Here is an 18,831-nt window from a genome sequence, read left to right on the forward strand (position 1 = left end):
ACAGCAAGGGCTAGGGCTTGAAAAGGCGCTAGCCCTTGTTTATTTCTCCAAGACGACAAAGAGTTGGTATGAACGAGCTGGATTCCCTGGTAGATGCCGCCCGCAGGATGTTCGCGGACGCGGCCACGCCCACCGACCTGGAAAATGCCAAGGCCCAGTTCCTGGGCAAGGCCGGGCGGGTGACCGAACTCCTCAAGGGCCTGGCCCAGCTGACGGTCGAGGAGAAGAAGTCCCGGGGTGCCGCGGTGAACGTGGCCAAGCAGGCCATCGAGCAGGCCCTGAACGAGCGCCGCCAGGCCCTGGCCGACGCCGAACTGCAGGCGCAACTGCAGGCCGAGGCGCTCGACGTCACGCTGCCCGGCCGCCAGCGGGGGCAGGGCGGTCTGCATCCTGTCTCGCTCACCCTGGAGCGCATCGAGGGCATCTTCGGGTCCATGGGATTCGACGTGGCGGACGGCCCGGAAATCGAATCCGACTGGTTCAACTTCACGGCATTGAACACGCCCGAGGACCATCCCGCGCGCTCGATGCACGACACCTTCTACGTGGAAGGCGGCACCGCATCCGCCCCGTTGCTGCTGCGCACGCACACGAGTCCGATGCAGATCCGCCATGCCGTCCAGCACGTGAAGAAGCACCGCGCGCTGCTGGACGCCGGCCAGCCGATGCCCGAGATCCGCGTGATCGCGCCGGGCCGTACCTACCGGGTGGACAGCGATGCCACGCACTCGCCGATGTTCCACCAGTGCGAAGGGCTCTGGATCGGCGAGAACGTCAGTTTCAAGGACCTGAAGGTCGTGTTCACCGCCTTCTGCCGCACCTTCTTCGAAAGCGACGATCTGGTGCTGCGGTTCCGCCCGAGCTTCTTCCCCTTCACCGAGCCGAGCGCCGAGATCGACATCCAGTTCCAGGACGGTCCGCTGGCAGGCCGCTGGCTGGAAGTGGCGGGATCCGGGCAGGTGCACCCCAACGTGGTGCGCAACATGGGTCTCGATCCCGAGAAGTACATCGGTTTCGCGTTCGGCATGGGCCCCGACCGGCTGACCATGCTGCGCTACGGCGTCAACGACCTGCGCCTGTTCTTCGACGGGGATATCCGTTTCCTTTCGCAGTTCCAGTAATCGCCGAACCCCTTTCCGACTTCGCCGCGCGGGCCCGGCCTCCGCGGCGCCGGTCGTTCCTTTTGAACCGACTATGCAATTTCCTGAATCCTGGCTGCGCGAATTCTGCAACCCGCCCCTGTCCACGGCAGAGCTGGCCGAAACCCTCACCATGGCAGGCCTTGAGGTGGAGGAGCTGTCCCCCGTCGCGCCCCCGTTCCATGGCGTGGTGGTGGGTGAGATCAAGGAGGCGGTGCAGCATCCCAATGCCGACAGGCTGCGGGTGTGCCAGGTCGATGTCGGCCAGCCCGCGCTGCTGAACATCGTCTGCGGTGCGGCCAACGCCCGCGTGGGCATCAAGGTGCCCTGCGCCACGGTGGGCGCCGAATTGCCCCCGGGCGAGGACGGCAAGCCCTTCGCCATCAAGGTGGGCAAGCTCCGCGGCGTGGAGAGCCAGGGCATGCTCTGCTCCGCGCGCGAGCTCAAACTCTCGGAAGACCATGAGGGCCTGTTCGAGTTGCCGTCGGATGCGCCGGTGGGGCAGGACATCCGCCAGTATCTTGCGCTCGACGACACGTTGTTCACGCTCAAGCTCACGCCCAACCTGGCCCACGCCCTGAGCGTGTACGGCATCGCGCGCGAAGTTTCGGCATTGACGGGCGCACCGCTGCGCGAGCCCGTGTTCACCGCGGCTCCGGTGGGCAGCGCCGATGTGCTGCCCGTGAAGATCAGTGCGCCGGACCTGTGCGGACGTTTCTCCGGCCGCGTGGTGCGGCACATCAACGCGAAAGCGTCCACGCCCCGCTGGATGCTGGACCGCCTCGCGCGCTGCGGCCAGCGAGGCGTGTCGCCGCTGGTGGACATCTCCAACTATGTGATGTTCGAACTGGGTCGGCCTTCGCACATCTTCGACCTGGAGAAGATCCATGGCGGGCTGGACGTGCGCTGGGGCCGCGAGGGCGAGTCGCTGAAGCTGCTCAATGGCGCCACGGTCGATGTCGATGGCCAGGTCGGCGTGATCGCCGACGAACGGCAGGTCGAGTCGCTGGCCGGCATCATGGGCGGGGACGCCACCGCGGTGTCCGACGGCACGCGCCACATCTACATCGAGGCGGCCTTCTGGTGGCCCAAGGCGGTGGCAGGCCGGTCGCGCCGCTTCAACTTCTCCACCGATGCGGGCCATCGTTTCGAACGCGGCGTGGACCCGCGGTTGACGGTGGAGCATATCGAGCGCATCACGCAACTGGTGCTGGAGATCTGCGGCACGCCCGAGACGGTCTGCGGCCCGATCGACGACCAGGCGCCGAACATGCCCCAGGCCCGGCCGGTGACGCTGCGCGTCGATCGCGCCGCGAAGGTGATCGGCATGCCGCTCACGCTGGCGCAGTGCGCCGATGCCCTGCGCAAGCTCGGGTTGCAGCCGGAGGAAGGCGACGGCCGGCTCACGGTCACGCCGCCGTCCTATCGTTTCGACCTCGCAATCGAGGAAGATCTCATCGAGGAAGTGGTGCGCATCGTGGGCTACGGCCAACTGCCCGAGACGCCGCCCCTCGCGCCGATCACGCCCAAGCTGCGGCGCGAAGACCGCCGCAGCGCATTCGCGGTGCGCCGCGAGCTGGCGGCTCTCGGTTACCAGGAGACCATCAATTTCAGCTTCGTGGAAGAGCAGTGGGAGCGTGATCTCGCGGGCAATGCGGAGCCCATCCGGCTGCTGAATCCCATCGCCAGCCAGATGAGCGTCATGCGCTCGTCGCTGCTCGGATCGCTGCTGCAGGTGCTGAAGTTCAACCTCGACCGCAAGGCGCCCCGGGTGCGCGTGTTCGAGCTGGGCCGCGTGTTCCTGCGCGATGCGGGCGTGGCCGGCTCCGACACCACGGTCGAAGGTTTCCACCAGCCGATGCGTGTCGCAGGCGCGGCCTACGGGGCAGCGGATGTGCTGCAGTGGAGCCGCAAGGACGACGCAGTGGACTTCTTCGACGTCAAGGGCGACGTGGAAGCGCTGCTTGCCCCGCGCAAGGCCGTGTTCGAGCCCGCCGAGCATCCGGCGATGCACCCGGGGCGTTGCGCGCGCGTGCTGCTGGAAGGGCGCAGCATCGGCTTCGTCGGCGAGCTCCATCCCAAGTGGCGCCAGCAGTGGGACTTTGCCCAGGCTCCGGTACTGTTCGAACTCGAGCTGGATGCGGTGCTGGCGCGCGATGTCCCCCGTTTCGCCGCGGTGGGCAAGCAGCAGGCGGTGGAGCGCGACATCGCCATCGTCGTGTCCGAGCAGACGACCCATGCGGATGTGATGCGCGTGATCGGTGGCGCGCTGCCCGCCACGCGCCTGCGCTCGGCGGTGCTCTTCGACGTGTTCCGGCCCAGGCGCGGCAAGGATGGCGAGCCCGTGGCCGGCTTTGCCCCCGGAGAAAAAAGCTTCGCGGTGCGGCTGGCTTTGGGCGATGGCGTGACGGCCCTTACCGACGCGGAGATCGACGAATCGCTCCAGGCGGTGTTGCGGCAGCTGGAGCAGCAACTGGGGGCGCGACTGCGGTGATGACTTTGACCAACACTTCCAAGGGCTCGGACATGATGGAACTGGCCGTGGAGAGCCTGGAGACGCCTGCGCTGACCAAGGCGCAGCTCGCGGAACTGCTGTTCGACCAGATCGGCTTGAACAAGCGGGAGTCCAAGGACATGATCGACGCGTTCTTCGACCTGATCGCGCAGCGCCTGGTGGACGGCCAGGACGTGAAGATTTCCGGTTTCGGGAACTTCCAGATCCGCACCAAGGCACCGCGCCCGGGGCGCAACCCGCGCACGGGGGAAGCCATTCCGATCCAGGCGCGCCGGGTGGTCACTTTCCATGCCAGCACCAAGCTGAAGGAGCAGATCCAGAGCGGCGGGTCGTCCGCCGCCTGACGAGGGCGGGGACGGGGCGCGTGCACCTTTCGGCCGGCACCTGCCCGAGTCGCTGGCGCGTTCCCCGCCCCTGCAGTACCCTTCCCGCCGTCCGCTTCTACCCTCTGCGCACTCCCATGGGCACGCCGCTTCCTTCCATTCCCGCGAAAAGGTACTTCACCATCGGCGAAGTCGCCGAGCTGTGCGGAGTCAAGCCCCATGTGCTGCGGTACTGGGAGCAGGAGTTCACGCAGCTGCGCCCCATGAAGCGCAGGGGGAATCGCAGGTACTACCAGCACCACGAGGTGCTGATGATCCGGCGCATCCGCGAACTGCTGTACGACCAGGGCTTCACGATCAGCGGCGCGCGCAACCGCCTGCAGGAAGTGGACAGCCATGGAGAGGGCGAGGAGGCCGATGCGCCGGTGGCGATGGGCAGCGCAGGGGCCCTGTCGGAACGCGGCGGCCTGTCCCTGGAAGGGGTGCGGAAAGAATTATTGGAAATTCGTGCACTTTTGTCCGACCACTGATTTTTTGCCTATATAATCTAAGTCTTGTCGGCGTGTAGCGCAGCCTGGTAGCGCACTTGCATGGGGTGCAAGGGGTCGCGAGTTCGAATCCCGCCACGCCGACCATTGATGTGAGAGGCCCAGCTTTGAAAGAAGCTGGGCCTTTTTTCTTTGGCGGGCCTTGGGCCCGACCTCGGTTCGCTCCAGGTTGCTGGCTCTGCCTGGCGCTGCATCCTCCCTCAAAGAAAAAGGCCCGGTGCAATGCACCGGGCCTTGTCGCTTGGAGCCTCCCAGAGGCCCTCGGACGCCTGGGGCGGTCAGATGCGTCCCATCAGCAGCAGGATGAGCAGAATCACCACGACCAAGCCCACGCCGCCGCTGGGCCCATAACCCCAGGAGCGGCTGTGGCCCCAGGTCGGCAGCACACCGATCAGGATGAGGATCAGGATGAGGATCAGGATGAGGGAGATCGACATGGTGTTGCCCTTCCGTATGTTGTGGAGAGTTGGTGTGGAGGCATTGTTGAAGGGGGCCGGGGGGCGTGCGGCAGGCCGGAAGCGCTCGCGGGCGTAGGAGGGGATCGACGCAGCCGGCGCAGGCGCTTCCTTTTTCGGATGCATGGGGCCCGCTTCGCGGCGATCGCGCCCCCGGTATTTCGCGCCCCGCACACTGGTGTGCAATACATCCATCGTCTCTATGCCATGAACGCACGCACCGGCGCTCTCTCATCACCGTTGTCGGCCCTGCGCCAGCCGCTGTCCAAGGAGGCGGATGCCGCGCCTCCGCCACCGCGAACCGAATCCCGGAAGGGCCCCGATGCCCCGGCAGGGCTGTTCGGGCGTGAGCGGCCTGCATCCAGTGGGGGCCAGGCAGCCCTGCCGCCGCGTGGCCGGTTGCTGGCGAGTCCTTCCAGCCTGCGGGGCAATGCGCTGTTCCAGCGGCAGCGCGCTTTGCACAACCCGGAGGAAACGCCTGCGACAGCGGCATCCCGCCAGGAGGCCGCCCCGGAAAGCACGGAGCATCCATTGCCTGCACACGGCCGCCCTGCAGCGGTGACAACGCTGCATGCCGTGCCGCCACCGCACGCGGAGGGTGGCGAGCCCGCCGAACCCCTGGCAGCGTCCGGCGGAAAAGCCCACGGACATGCCGGCGAAGACATTCCATTCGATGGGGACGGCGGCCTGCCGCATGGAATGGGGCCGGATTTCTCGATGCCTCACTTCCCGCCGACTCCGTCCCACCCGTCCTTCGGCCATGGCGACGATGATCCGGAAGACGGTGAGGGCGATCCGCACCGGCCCGATGGCTCCACACGCCGGGCCATCACGGCGCAGGAGCAGCAGATGGCGAACCAGAACGCGCTCACCGAAGCCTCCGTGCGGGCGCAGATGCAGGCTGCGCTCAACGAGTTCACGATCAAGAGCAGCGAAGGCGTCGCCAAGGCCATCAAATCGCTGGGCAAGTCCCAGGCCGATCTGATCACCTGATGCGTGCAATGGGTCCCTGCACCCGGGGCCTGCACGGCAGGTGCCGGCACCTGCCGATCGCCTTGCATGGCCGTCGCGATTCGGGTGGGTTTCCGACAGGCGCCCCCCAATCGCCGGACCACAATGCGCCATGGCGACCGAGAAACAGAAAATGCTGGCCGGCGAGCTCTACCATGCCGGTGATCCTGAACTGCAGGCCGACATGGCCGCCGCGCGCCGCTGGATGGCCCGGTACAACGACATGACGGCCCATGCCCGCCTGGATGCGCGCGGGCGGCACATGCTGCTGGTGGAGGGGCTGGGTTCCGTGGGCGAAGGCACGGCGGTGCGGCCGCCGTTCCATTGCGACTACGGTTTCAACATCCACCTGGGATCGGGCGTGTTCCTGAACTTCAATTGCGTGATCCTCGACGTGGTCGAAGTGTGCATCGGCGACGGAACACAGATCGGGCCCGGCGTGCAGATCTACGCGGCGGACCACCCCCGCGACGCAGCCACCCGAGCCACCGGGCTCGAGTCGGGCAGGCCGGTGCACATCGGCCGCGACGTCTGGATCGGCGGCGGGGCGATCCTGCTGCCGGGCGTGACGGTGGGGGATGGCGCGGTGATCGGTGCGGGCAGCGTCGTCACGCGCGACGTGGCGGCCGGGGCCACCGTGGGCGGCAATCCCGCGCGGCCGCTGCGCCCCCGCTGAGAGGAACGCCGCGAGACCGCTGCCCGGCGACGGCTTTTCCTTTGCCGCCGGCGGTCAGGTGCCGTCGGGCTCTCCCAGGAAGCCGCCGCTCTGGTGCGCCCACAGCCGGGCATACACGCCTCCCTGGGCCAGCAGTTCGGCATGGGTACCCTGCTCCGCGATGCGGCCGGCGTCGAGCACGATGAGCCGGTCCAGAGCCGCGATGGTGGAGAGGCGGTGGGCGATGGCGATGACGGTCTTGCCCTGCATCAGGGTGTCCAGGCTTTGCTGGATGGCGGCTTCCACTTCCGAATCGAGCGCGCTCGTGGCCTCGTCCAGCAGCAGGATGGGCGCATCCTTCAGCATGACCCGGGCGATGGCCACGCGCTGACGCTGGCCGCCCGACAGCTTCACTCCGCGCTCGCCCACCTGCGCGTCGTAGCCGCCGCGGCCCTGCAGGTCGGTGAGCTGTTCGATGAAGGCTGCGGCTTCCGCGCGTTCGGCGGCCTCGTGCATCTGCGCGTCCGTGGCGTCGGGGCGACCGTAGAGGATGTTGTCGCGCATCGAGCGATGCAGCAGGGATGTGTCCTGCGTGACCATGCCGATGGACTGGCGAAGGCTGTCCTGGGTCACGTGGGCGATGTCCTGGCCGTCGATGAGCACGCGGCCGGCCTGCACGTCGTGGAAGCGCAGCAGCAGGTTCACGAGCGTGGACTTGCCCGCGCCGGAGCGTCCGATCAGGCCGATGCGCTCGCCGGGCCGGATGGTCAGGTGCAGGTCGTCGATCACGGGGCGGCCCGGCTGGTAGCCGAAGGTCACGCCCTCGAACGTCACCTCGCCGCGCGTCACCGCCAGGGGGTGGGCGTCCGGCGCATCCACCACGGTGCGGGGGCGGGTGAGGGTGTTGATGCCGTCCTGGATGGTGCCGACGCTCTCGAACAGCGTGGTCACTTCCCACATGACCCAGTGCGCATGGCCCGAAACCCGCAGCGCCATGGCCGTGACGGCCGCCACCGCGCCCGCGCCCACCTGGCCCATGGACCAGAGCCACAGCGCCGTGCCGCAGGCTCCCAGGATCATGGCGACCACCAGCACATGGTTGACGATCTCGAACGTGCTCACGAGACGCATCTGCGCATAGCCCGTGTGCTTGAACGCGTCCATGGCCGCGCGGGCGAATTCCGCCTCTCGCCGGGTGTGGGAGAACAGCTTCACGGTGGCGATGTTGGTGTAGGCGTCGGTGATGCGGCCCGTCATCACGGAACGGGCATCGGCCTGTGCCTTGCCCACCTTGCCCAGCCGGGGGACGAAGTACCAGCAGGCGGCGGCATAGCACAGCACCCACAGCGCGAAGGGCAGGAGCAGCCGGGCGTCGAAGCCGGCGGCCAGCGCAAGGATGGTGACCAGGTAGACGCCCATGCCGATCACCACATCGGTGGTCGTGAAGATCATGTCGCGCACGGCGAGCGCCGTCTGCATGATCTTGGTGGTGATGCGGCCGGCGAATTCGTCCGCATAGAAGGACATGCTCTGGCCGAGCATCAGGCGGTGGAAGTTCCAGCGCAACCGCAGCGGGAAGTTGATGGCGAGCACCTGGTGCTTCACGCTCGTCTGCAGGACCACCAGCCCGATGCTGGCCACCATGAGGCCCGCGATCAGCCAGAGGGCGCCCCGGTGCCCCGTCCACAGGCTGTCGGGCGCCGTGCCGGACAACCAGTCCACCAGGTGCCCGAGGACCGAGAACAGGAACGCCTCATAGACGGCGATGGCTGCCGACAGCCCCGCCATTGCCATCACATGGCCGCGCAGGCCTTGTGTGCAGGCCCACACGAAAGCCATGAAGCCCTTGGGCGGCAAGGTGGGTTCGGTGGAGGGGTAGGGGGGGACGCGGTTTTCGAAATACTGGAACACGGGCAGGCTCTCTCCTGATCAGGCCGCAATGGTAGGTGGGCTGCGCGCCACACATGCGGAAGGGGTCAATCGGCGCCGTGTAGGCCAAGGTCGCGTTCTGGGCGGCGAGGGCCATTCCCGGCGATGGCCACTGCCGCGTTCCCTAGAATCCGCGTCCGACAGGCGGCACCGCCCCTGAGAGAGAACCATACAACAGCGCGCGCCGAGGGCTGCCCCGGCGGCCGCGCACAGAAAGGAACCGCTTTCCATGCTGACAATGGCCCATCCCGGGTGGACGTGGGGCGTGATCGCCGTCGCCACCGCTGCCGTCATCCTGCGGCCTGCACGCGTTCCCGAGGCCGTGTGGGCCGTGGGCGGCGCCCTCGTGCTCGCCGTGTCCGGCCTGTTGCCCTGGGCGGAGGCATGGAAGGGCGTGCTGCGTGGGCACGACGTGTATCTGTTCCTGGCCGGCATGATGCTGTTGTCGGAAATGGCCCGCCGCGAAGGGGTGTTCGACTGGCTGGCCATCGAGGCGGCGCGCCGGGCGCGGGGCTCCGGCGAGCGCCTTTTTGCATGGGTTTTCGGCGTCGGGACGCTCGTGACCGCGACGCTGTCCAACGATGCCACCGCGGTCGTGCTCACGCCGGCCGTGATCGCCGTGGCGCGGGCCGTGGGCGCGGCGCCGCTGCCGTATCTGCTGATCTGCGCTTTCGTGGCCAACGCGGCCAGTTTTCTTCTGCCCATCTCCAATCCGGCCAACCTCGTCCTGTGGGGCGGTGGGCAGATGCCGTCGCTGCCCCATTGGCTGGCGCTGTTCGGCCTGCCGTCCGTCGCGGCGATCGGCGCCACGTACTGGGTCCTGAAATGGCGCGTCCGGCGGGAGATCGACCGGCCTGTGGCTGCTGAGCTGCCCGCCCGCCCGCTGGGTGCCGGTGGGCGTCTGGCGGCCGCAGGTCTGGCGGTGTCGGCGGTGGTGCTCGTGGGGTGCGCCTGGTGGCGGATTCCGCTGGGCGCTCCGACGCTGGGGGCGGCTCTGCTGACGTTGGTGTTGCTGCGCGCGGGCTGCGGCCACCAGGTGGGGCCGGTGTTGAAGTCGGTGTCATGGGGCGTACTGCCGCTGGTGGCCGGGCTCTTCGTTTTCGTGCAGGCGCTGGAAGTCACCGGTGTGGTGGGGCATCTGGCCCGCATGCTGTCCGAGGCCGCAACGGCCGCGCCGCTGGCTGCGGGCCCGGCGCTCGGGGCCTTGCTGGGCTTCGGCGCCAATCTGGTGAACAACCTGCCGGCCGGCCTGCTGGCTGGTGCCGCACTGGAGGCTGCCCATGCCGCAGAGCCGCTGCGCGCCGCGGCCCTCATCGGGATCGATCTCGGCCCCAACCTTTCCATTACCGGCTCGCTCGCGACCCTCCTGTGGCTGGCCGCACTGCGGCGCGAAGGCATCGAGGTGAGTGCGCTGCAGTTCCTGAAGTTCGGTGCCTGGGTGATGCCTCCCGCGCTTGCGGCAGCCCTTCTGGTGCTGACGGGCATGACCGCTGCCGGGCTGTAGGCCGTTGCCGCCCGGCCCGGCATCTCTGCAGAGCAGTACGTAACCGGTGAAAGCTATGAGGGCCGGGTACATGATTGTCACAAAAAAGCCCAAACGGCTCCAGCTCGCAAAAACGGCGCTCCGTTGAAGCTATCCTCAGACGTTTCATTCCATCCCGCTGTGCCGCATCCACGTGCTCCGCGCGTGTTCCGCTTTCTGCCGCCCATGCCTTCGCCCCTCGCTTTGCGCCCGCCTGCACGGTTTCCGTGGCTGGGCATTTCTGCGGTGCTGCTGGCGCTGCTGGCGCTGGGCGTGGGGGCCGGGCTCTGGGAATGGCAGCGGATGTCGGTGGAAGCCATTGCGCAGGCGCGCTTCGAGCGCAAGGCTTCGGCGGCCACCGTCGCGCTCGAGGCCCATGTCGGGCGCTACCTCGGACTGCTCACGGGGGTGCGCGGGCTCTTCATCGTCAATCCCCACCTGACCCGAGCCGAGTTCGACAACGCCTTGCGCGAACTGCGGCTCTGGCCCCAGTACGCGGGCATCGTCAACCTGGCGTTCACGCGCTACGTGCTGCATGCCGACAGGGCCGCGTTCGAAGCATCGGTGCGGGCCGATGCCTCCCTGGCCGCCGACGGCATGCCGGAGTTCGCCATACGTCCGAAAGGCGATCGCCCGGACTACTACATCGCGGACTACGTGTGGCCACGGTCGGGCAACATGGGGGTCGTGGGACTGGACATCGGGGCCGTGCCCTCCACCATGGAATCCGTGCGCTACAGCCGCGACAGCGGCAGCGCCATCGCTTCCGCCCCTTATGACATGCTGCAGGTCTCCGAGCACCGCGCCGCGTTCAGCCTGCGCCTGCCGGTGTTCACCGACGCAGGGGGCGGCCCGCGCTATGTGGGTTCCGTGGCCGCCGCGATACGGTTCCATGACCTTGTCAACGCGTTGCGCGAGGAAGGGCGCCTCGCAGGGCTGGCCCTGGGTGTGCAGGATGTCGGCTCGGTACGAGGTGCGCAGCCCTCCGGCGCCCGGACGATGCTGGATCTGCCGGCCACGGCGTCCGGCACACATCGCTACGAGCGCGAACTGCAGATCTACGACCGCCGGTGGAAGCTGACGTTCGTTTCGGAGGGCAGTTTCCTTTCTGCCGCCGAGCAGGCGGTGCCCTGGCTGGCCGCCACGGCGGGAGCGCTTGCAACCTTGCTGCTGGTGCTCCTGGCGGTCTCCTGGCGCTGGCGCAGCGCTGCGCTGAAAGATCCTTTCCAGACGCTGTTCGACCAGGCCGCCGTGGGCGTGGCGCAGGTGGATACCGCAACCCGGCGTTTCGTGCGCGCGAACGCGCGTTTCTGCGAGATCCTGGGCTATGAACCCCAGGAGTTGCTGGCACTCACGGTGCGCGACGTGACCCACCAGGACGACCAGGCCGAGACGGAAGCCGTGATCGACCGCCTCGCGGCTGGCGGGCAGCAGGAATACCGGTACGAGAAGCGCTACCGCCGCAAGGATGGCCAGATGGTCTGGGCCGAACTGCGCCTGGCTCCGATGCGCGACGACCGCAGGCAGCCGGCCCAGCACATCGCCCTGGTTCAGGACATCAGCGACCGCAAGCACATGGAAGCGGCGCAGCGCGATAGCGAGGAGCGGCTGCGGCAGATACTCTACCGCCTGCCGGTGGGGGTCTGCCTCGTCGCTCGGGACGGAACGCTGAGCTTCCGCAACGAGCGCTTCGAGCAGATCTGCCGCCATGCCGACGCAGCACCTTCCACGGTGCGCGAGTGGTGGCAGGCGGTGCAGCCGGACCCGCTGCGCCGGGAGCAGGCCATGGCGGACTGGGAAGCCGCATGCACCGCTGCACGGGCCGGCGACGGCACGCTGCCATCGCGCGAGTACGCCATCACCTGCGGCGATGGCTCCGTGCGCACGGTGGACATGGCCGGGGTGCTGCTGGACGGTGCCTGCCTCATCACGATGATGGACCTGAGCCAGCACAAGGCCGCTGAGGAGGAGATCCACTATCTGGCCTACTACGACCCCCTGACGCAGTTGCCCAATCGGCGGCTGCTGGTGGACCGGCTGCAGCAGGCACTGGCTGCCAGTGTGCGCCGCGGACGGTGCGGCGCGGTGCTCATGCTGGACCTGGATAACTTCAAGACCCTCAACGAGACCCAGGGGCACGAGCGCGGCGACATGCTCCTGCGCCAGGTGGCCCAGCGCCTGCGCGGCTGCGTGCAGAACGAGGACACGGTGGCGCGGCATGGGGGCGACGAGTTCGTCGTGGTGCTGGAAGACCTGGGGCAGAGCCCGCAGGGCGCTGCTGCCCGGGCGGAGGAGATGGGGCAGAAGATCCTGGCGGCGATGCGGCATCCGTTCATGCTGGAGGGCGAGGCCCACCATACCACCCTGAGCATGGGCGTGACCGTGTTCCAGGGAGCGCGGGAGACGGTGGACGAGCTGCTGCAGCGCACGGACCTGGCCATGTACCAGGCCAAGGCCAGTGGCCGCAATGCGCTGCGGTTCTACGATCCGCAGATGCAGGCATCGGTCGCTGCACGCGCGGCCCTGGAAACCGACCTGCGGGACGGCCTGGGCCGTGGCGAATTCGAACTGTTCTACCAGCCCCAGGTGCACCACGGCCATATCGTGGGGGCCGAAGCCCTGCTGCGGTGGCGCCATCCGGGCCGCGGTTTCGTCTCGCCTGGCGAGTTCATTCCGCTTGCGGAGGAAACCGGGCTCATCCTCCCCCTGGGGGAATGGGTGCTGCGTGCCGCGTGCGAACGGCTGGCCCAATGGTCGCGCCATCCGGTGCTCTCCCAGATCAGCCTGTCGGTGAACGTGAGCGCACGGCAGTTCCACCAGGGCGGCTTCGTCGGGCAGGTGCTTGCGGCGCTGGCGGGCACGGGCGCGGAAGGGCGTCGCCTCAAGCTCGAGATGACGGAAAGCCTTCTGCAGCAGGACCTGGAAGACACCATCCAGAAGATGCAGCAGTTGCGTGCCTACGGCGTGGGGTTTTCCCTGGACGATTTCGGTACCGGATATTCGTCGCTGGCCTACCTCAAGCGCCTGCCGCTCGATGAGCTCAAGATCGACCAGAGCTTCGTGCGCGATGTGCTCACGGATCCGAACGATGCATCCATTGCCCGGACCATCGTGGCCCTGGGCACCAGCCTGGGGCTGCGGGTCATCGCCGAAGGCGTGGAGACGGAGGCGCAGCGCGTCTTCCTGGAGCGCAACCATTGCCACGCCTGGCAAGGGTATCTGTTGAGCCGCCCCGTGAGCGCGGACGACTTCGAGCGCCTGGTCCTTTCGTTCCCGCCACCGGATGCAGCTGGCGCTCCCCCGGCAATGGACTGACGTGGCAGGCGCGGCGGAATTCAAGACCCTCGTGCTGTACACCGTGACGGCGCTGGCGGAAATCGCGGGATGCTACCTGCCGTGGCTGTGGCTGCGCCAGGGCCGCAGTGCCTGGCTTCTGGTGCCGGGGGCTGCGTGCCTGGCCCTGTTCGCCTGGCTGCTCACCCTGCATCCTGCAGCAGCCGGACGCGTCTATGCTGCCTATGGAGGGGTGTACGTGGCCGTTGCGCTGGGCTGGCTCTGGGCGGTGGACGGCATCCGGCCCGACCGCTGGGACCTTGCCGGCGCAGGGGTGACGCTGGCGGGCATGGCCATCATCGCCTTCGCGCCCCGCGGCGCGGCCTGAGAGGGCTCCCGGCCCGCCGGCCTGCGCCCGTCGCGGCGGTTGCATTTCGAAGGAAGAACGATCGCAGTTCTCTGGCGGACATGCCGCGGCCGATGGCCTCCTGCCAAGGCGACAGGCCAGCCACCGGCCCTCGCGGGCGAAGCATCGGCGGCACGCGCGAAGCCCGGAAACGGCTGGCGGGCCGGTGGGCCACGGTATCATCCGGCGCTGACCCGCAGGCACGGGAGGCTTTGCCGTCCGTCCGCTCCGGGCATTGCCTTGCCGCCCTTTGCCACGCTGCACCCAAGCCTGCCGCCCCATCCGTGCGCCTCAACTCCATCAAACTCGCCGGCTTCAAGTCGTTCGCCGAACCCACGCACTTCGTGCTCCCGGGGCAGCTCGTGGGCGTGGTGGGCCCCAACGGCTGCGGCAAGTCCAACATCATGGACGCGGTGCGATGGGTACTGGGAGAGTCCAAGGCGAGCGAGCTGCGCGGCGAATCGATGCAGGACGTGATCTTCAATGGAACCACGCACCGCAAGCCCGCCAGCCGCTCGAGCGTGGAACTGGTCTTCGATAACGCGGACCACCGGGCTGGCGGGCAATGGAACCAGTACGCCGAGATTGCCGTCAAGCGCGTGCTCACGCGCGAGGGCAACAGCAGCTATTTCATCAACAACCAGCCCGTGCGCCGCCGCGACGTGCAGGACGTGTTCCTGGGCACCGGCCTGGGGCCCCGCGCGTACGCCATCATCGGACAGGGGACGATCAGCCGCATCATCGAATCGCGTCCGGAAGAGCTGAGGCTTTTCCTGGAGGAGGCGGCGGGCGTCTCCAAATACAAGGAGCGCCGCCGCGAGACCGAGAACCGCCTGGCCGACACCCGCGAGAACCTCACGCGCGTGGAGGACATCCTGCGCGAGCTGAACGCGAACCTGGAACGCCTGGAAAAGCAGGCGGAGGTGGCGGCCCGCTATAACGCCCTGCAGTCGGACGTGACGCTGCGGCAGCACCAGCTCTGGTTCCTCAAGCGCGCCGATGCGGAAGCCGAACAGAACCGCGTTCGCACGGAAGGGCTGCAGGCGGTGAACGACCTGGAATCCCGCATGGCCGACCTGCGCCATGTGGAGGCGGATCTGGAAACCATCCGCCAGGCCCACTATGCCGCCGGTGACCAGGTCAACCAGGCGCAGGGCCGGCTCTACGAGGCGACCGCGGAGGTCGGCAAGCTGGAGGCGGAGATCCGCTATGTGGTGGAAGGGCGCCAGCGCGTGGAGCAGCGGCTGGCCCAGTTGGCCGAGCAGATCGTGCAATGGTCGGCCCGCAAGGAAGAGGCCGAGGCCGAGATGGAAAACCTCGCCGGCGCCGGGGTGGATGCGGAGGAGCGCGCGGAGATGCTCGCCGCCCAGGTCGAGGAACAGGCGATGCAGATGCCCGACCTGGAGGAAGCCCTGCGCCAGGCGCAGCAACGCTCCGAAGCGCAGCGCGCGTCGGTGGTACAGGTGCAGCAGCAGATCCAGGTGCTGGCGGCCGAGCAGCGCAGCCTGCAGGAGCAGCGGCGGCAGGCGGAATCGCGGCACGAGCGCCTGCGTGCCGATCGCAATGCCCTGGCGGCCCCCGACGAAGCGCGCCTGGCCAACCTGAACGGGCAATTGCAGGAGGCCGAGGAGGCCGCCGAAATGGCGGAGGCACGGCTGGCCGAACTGCAGGACAGCGTTCCCCAGCTGGACGAAGAGCGCCGCCAGCGGCAGCAGGCCGCGAACGCCGAAGGCGCCCGGCAGGCAGACCTCTCGGCACGCCTGGAGGCGCTCAAGGCTCTGCAGGAGAAGGTCCGCACGGACGGCAAGCTCAAGCCGTGGCTGGCCCGGCACGGGCTGGACGGGCTGCAGGGCCTGTGGAGCCGACTGCACATCGAGCCCGGCTGGGAGAACGCGCTGGAAGCCGCGCTGCGCGAGCGCCTGGGGGCGCTGGAGGTCGGGCGCCTGGATACCGTCCGCGGCTTCCTCGGCGCCGGCGGGCAGGATGCACCTCCCGCCCGCCTGGCCTTCTACAGCGCGCCGTCCGCCGCGGGCGCGTCCGGTACGGCATCGGCCGCGGCGCGGCTGGCCGACCTGCTGCGTGTGCCGGAGGCCGGCCTGCGTGCCGTGCTGGAGGACTGGCTGCAGGGATGCCAGACAGCCGCCACGCTGGACGAGGCGCTGGACCGCCGGACCCAGCTGCGGCCGGGCGAGGCGATATACGTTCCCGGCGGGCATGCGGTCAGCGCGCACGGCGTGAGTTTCTATGCGCAGGATTCGGAGCAATCGGGCCTGCTCGCGCGCGCCCAGGAAATCGAGCACCTCGAGAAAGAACTGCGGGCACAGGCGCTCATCCACGAGGAATCGCGCACCGCGCTGGTCCGTGCCGAAGCGGCTTATGCAGATGCCTCGCAACGGCTGGTGGCGGCCCGGCGGGAGGCCAGCGAAGCCCAGGGCCGGCGCCACGAATTGCAGGTCGAGAGCCTGCGCCTGAACCAGCTGGCGGAGCAGGCCCGGGCACGGAGCGAGCAGATCGGCGCCGACCTGGCCGAGGTGGAGGCCCAACTGGCGGACCTTCAGGAGCGTTCGGTGGCTTCGGAGGCGCGTTTCGAAGAACTGGACATGCAGCTCGCCGACAGCCAGGAGCGCCATGCCCAGCTGGGCGACCGCGTGATCGAGGCCGAGCGGCGCCTGAACGAGTGCCGCGAGCAGCAGCGGGCCCTGGAGAGGCAGGCGCAGGAAGCGACTTTCTCCCGCCGCAGCCTGGAAGCGCGGCGGGCCGAACTGGCGCGCACCATCGACACCGCGCGCACGCAGGTCGCATCGCTGGAGGACGAGCGCCAGCGCGCCCAGGACGAAATGGGCCGCCTGTCTTCCGCGGCGGCGCAAGGCGGCCTTCAGCAGGCGCTGGAGCTGAAGATGGAGCGCGAGAAGGCCCTGGCCGCGCAGCGCAGCGAATACGACGATCTCACGGCCCGACTGCGCGCGAGTGACGAGCGGCGGCTGCAGCTGGAGCGCGCGCTCGATCCGCTGCGCCAGCGCATCACCGATTTCCAGCTCAAGGAGCAGGCGGCGCGGCTGGGCCTGGAGCAATACACCAGCCTGCTCGCGGATGCACAGGCCGACCTGGACGCCGTGGCGCGCTCCATCGAAGAGGGCGGCGTGCGAGCCGCCGGCCTGCAATCCGAGATCGACCGGCTCCACCGCGAGATCACCGCCCTGGGCGCGGTCAACCTCGCCGCGCTGGACGAGTTGCAGCTGGCCCGCGAGCGCAAGACCTTCCTCGACGCGCAGACCGAAGACCTGACCCTGGCGATGAACACGCTCGAGGACGCGATCCGCAAGATCGACGCCGAGACGCGCACGCTGCTGTCCGGCACCTTCGAGACCGTGAACGGCCATTTCGGCCGCATGTTCCCCGAACTGTTCGGCGGCGGGCAGGCGCGGCTCATCATGACCGGTGACGAAATCCTCGACTCCGGCGTGCAGGTGATGGCGCAGCCTCCGGGCAAGAAGAACCAGACCATCCACCTGCTTTCCGGCGGAGAGAAGGCGCTGACGGCCATCGCGCTGGTCTTCGCCATCTTCCAGCTCAACCCGGCGCCGTTCTGCCTGCTGGACGAGGTGGACGCGCCGCTGGACGACGCGAACACCGAACGCTATGCCAAACTCGTCGCGAGCATGAGCCGCGGCACGCAGTTCCTTTTCATCAGCCACAACAAGATCGCCATGGAAATGGCCGAGCAACTCATCGGCGTGACGATGCAGGAGCAGGGGGTTTCGCGCATCGTCGCCGTGGACATGGAGTCCGCGCTGTCGATGGCCGAGGCCTGATGTCCTACAGCAAATCCGCATGAAGCAGGGCAGCCGGCCACCGCGTTACATCGTTTCACTCACACCATGAGCAATTTCCAACTCGGCCTCATCATCGCGGGTGGCGTGGTATTGGCCATCGTCGTCGCCTACAACGCCTGGACCACCCACCGCAATGCGCCCAAGCGGGCCAGTCCGCAGGAGGGCCCCGAGGCAGGCGGCGCCGATCCGCTGGTGCGCCAGGAGCCGGGTTTCGACCTGCCTGCCGGACCGGTGGGCGGCCTGTCCCCGGGCTCGCCCCAGCCGGTATCCGCAGGCGAGGACCGCCAGGGCGGCCATTCCGTGGATTGGCAGGATTCGCTCCAGATGCCCGTGCCTCCCACCGAACGCAGGGGAGGGCTCGACCCGCTGATCGATGCCATCGCACCGATCGTTCCCGAGCAGGTCGTCTCCGGCGACGCCGCGCTGGCCGCGTTGCCGACCACCCGCCGGGCCGGCAGCAAGCCGTTCGCCATCGAAGGCTTCAACGAGGCGGCCCAGCAGTGGGAAACGCCCGTGCCCGGACAGCGCTACACCCAGTTCCAGGCCGGGGTGCAACTCGCCAACCGCGTGGGAGCCCTCAACGAGATCGAGTTCTCCGAGTTCGTGCTCAAGGCCCAGGGCTTCGCGGATGCGATCAACGCCACGCCTGATTTTCCCGACATGCTGCACGAGGTCGCCCGTGCCCGGGAGCTGGACCAGTTCGCCAGCGACCATGACGCACAGCTGGCATTCTGCCTGCGCGCCCGCCATGCGGCATGGAGCCCGGGCTACGTGCAGCAGAATGCGCTGCGCCAGGGCTTCACGTCCGGCGCCATGCCCGGCCGCCTGGTCCTGCCGGCCGGCGGGCAGGGGCTGCCACCGGTGCTCACGCTGTCCTACGACACCCAGGCTGCCCTGTCGGAAGATCCAGAGCAGTCGGCGATCCGCGACATCACGCTCAGCCTGGACGTGGCGCAGGTCCACCGCAGCGAGCAGCCTTTCGCCCGGCTGCGGGAGGTGGCTGCGTCCCTGGGCCAGGCCATGGATGGCGTGTTGTGCGACCAGAACGGTACGCCGCTGCCTGCCATGACCATGGACCCGATCGCCGCGGACCTCGAACTGCTCTACGACAAGCTCGACAGCCGCGAGCTGTCGGCCGGTTCAGTGCTGGCACGGCGGCTGTTCAGCTGAACATCGCACGGCGGCCCGGCGGCGGCCCGCCGTGCCCCTTTTCGAAAGACGA

General features: G+C 68.4%; 13 protein-coding genes and 1 tRNA gene. 12 read left to right on the top strand and 2 right to left on the bottom strand.

The genetic code is table 11. From position 1 onward, the window contains the following. Nucleotides 1-68: 68 nt before the first annotated feature. The 5 genes from pheS to ACGHC0_RS12710 all read left to right on the top strand — a co-directional run bounded on the left by pheS (nt 69) and on the right by ACGHC0_RS12710 (nt 4,612). Nucleotides 69-1,121, top strand: a complete 1,053-nt coding sequence (pheS, locus tag ACGHC0_RS12690; protein WP_415265742.1) for a phenylalanine--tRNA ligase subunit alpha — start codon at nt 69-71, stop codon at nt 1,119-1,121. A 73-nt stretch (nt 1,122-1,194) separates the two neighbouring features. Next, nucleotides 1,195-3,633 (top strand): phenylalanine--tRNA ligase subunit beta, encoded by a 2,439-nt coding sequence (gene pheT, locus ACGHC0_RS12695; protein ID WP_415265743.1) that lies wholly within the window; start codon nt 1,195-1,197, stop codon nt 3,631-3,633. Then, a complete protein-coding gene (locus ACGHC0_RS12700) occupies nt 3,633-3,998 on the top strand; it encodes an integration host factor subunit alpha (RefSeq protein ID WP_368355531.1) in 366 nt (121 codons plus the stop codon). Before pheT ends, ACGHC0_RS12700 begins: the two co-directional genes overlap by 1 nt. A 116-nt stretch (nt 3,999-4,114) precedes the next feature. Then, nucleotides 4,115-4,507 (top strand): MerR family transcriptional regulator, encoded by a 393-nt coding sequence (locus ACGHC0_RS12705; RefSeq protein ID WP_415265744.1) that lies wholly within the window; start codon nt 4,115-4,117, stop codon nt 4,505-4,507. 28 nt (nt 4,508-4,535) lie between these two features. Next, nucleotides 4,536-4,612: transfer RNA gene (locus tag ACGHC0_RS12710), tRNA-Pro, on the top strand. Between the two features lie 191 nt (nt 4,613-4,803). On the opposite strand, the gene ACGHC0_RS12715 is transcribed toward ACGHC0_RS12710, so the two are convergent. Continuing rightward, on the bottom strand, nt 4,804-4,962 hold the full coding sequence (locus ACGHC0_RS12715; protein ID WP_415265745.1) for a DUF3309 family protein: 159 nt from the start codon (nt 4,960-4,962) through the stop codon (nt 4,804-4,806). A gap of 735 nt (nt 4,963-5,697) precedes the next feature. Here ACGHC0_RS12715 and ACGHC0_RS12720 point away from each other — a divergent pair. Together ACGHC0_RS12720 and ACGHC0_RS12725 are read left to right on the top strand one after the other, a co-directional pair. Next, nucleotides 5,698-5,973, top strand: a complete 276-nt coding sequence (locus tag ACGHC0_RS12720) for a hypothetical protein (protein ID WP_368355533.1) — start codon at nt 5,698-5,700, stop codon at nt 5,971-5,973. A gap of 130 nt (nt 5,974-6,103) precedes the next feature. Continuing rightward, nucleotides 6,104-6,667 (top strand): sugar O-acetyltransferase, encoded by a 564-nt coding sequence (locus ACGHC0_RS12725; RefSeq protein WP_415265746.1) that lies wholly within the window; start codon nt 6,104-6,106, stop codon nt 6,665-6,667. A 54-nt stretch (nt 6,668-6,721) separates the two neighbouring features. On the opposite strand, the gene ACGHC0_RS12730 is transcribed toward ACGHC0_RS12725, so the two are convergent. Further along, complete coding sequence (locus ACGHC0_RS12730; protein ID WP_415265747.1) at nt 6,722-8,557, bottom strand: ABC transporter ATP-binding protein; 1,836 nt, start codon at nt 8,555-8,557, stop codon at nt 6,722-6,724. Between the two features lie 247 nt (nt 8,558-8,804). On the opposite strand from ACGHC0_RS12730, the gene ACGHC0_RS12735 reads away from it, so the two are divergent. The 5 genes from ACGHC0_RS12735 to ACGHC0_RS12755 all read left to right on the top strand — a co-directional run bounded on the left by ACGHC0_RS12735 (nt 8,805) and on the right by ACGHC0_RS12755 (nt 18,779). Then, the gene (locus tag ACGHC0_RS12735; protein ID WP_415265748.1) at nt 8,805-10,079 is read left to right on the top strand and encodes an SLC13 family permease; all 1,275 of its coding nucleotides are present in this window, start codon (nt 8,805-8,807) and stop codon (nt 10,077-10,079) included. Between the two features lie 204 nt (nt 10,080-10,283). Continuing rightward, nucleotides 10,284-13,412, top strand: a complete 3,129-nt coding sequence (locus tag ACGHC0_RS12740) for an EAL domain-containing protein (RefSeq protein WP_415265749.1) — start codon at nt 10,284-10,286, stop codon at nt 13,410-13,412. After that, nucleotides 13,381-13,758, top strand: a complete 378-nt coding sequence (locus tag ACGHC0_RS12745; RefSeq protein WP_368355538.1) for a YnfA family protein — start codon at nt 13,381-13,383, stop codon at nt 13,756-13,758. The genes ACGHC0_RS12740 and ACGHC0_RS12745 overlap by 32 nt, the downstream gene beginning before the upstream one ends. A 302-nt stretch (nt 13,759-14,060) precedes the next feature. After that, nucleotides 14,061-17,588, top strand: coding sequence for a chromosome segregation protein SMC (gene smc, locus ACGHC0_RS12750; protein ID WP_415265750.1), 3,528 nt, complete (start codon nt 14,061-14,063; stop codon nt 17,586-17,588). Nucleotides 17,589-17,654: 66 nt separating this feature from the next. After that, nucleotides 17,655-18,779, top strand: coding sequence for a cell division protein FtsZ (locus ACGHC0_RS12755; protein WP_415265751.1), 1,125 nt, complete (start codon nt 17,655-17,657; stop codon nt 18,777-18,779). Nucleotides 18,780-18,831: the final 52 nt, after the last annotated feature.

The sequence above is a fragment of the Acidovorax sacchari genome, from assembly GCF_042847045.1.
Classification (GTDB): domain Bacteria; phylum Pseudomonadota; class Gammaproteobacteria; order Burkholderiales; family Burkholderiaceae_C; genus Paracidovorax; species Paracidovorax sacchari.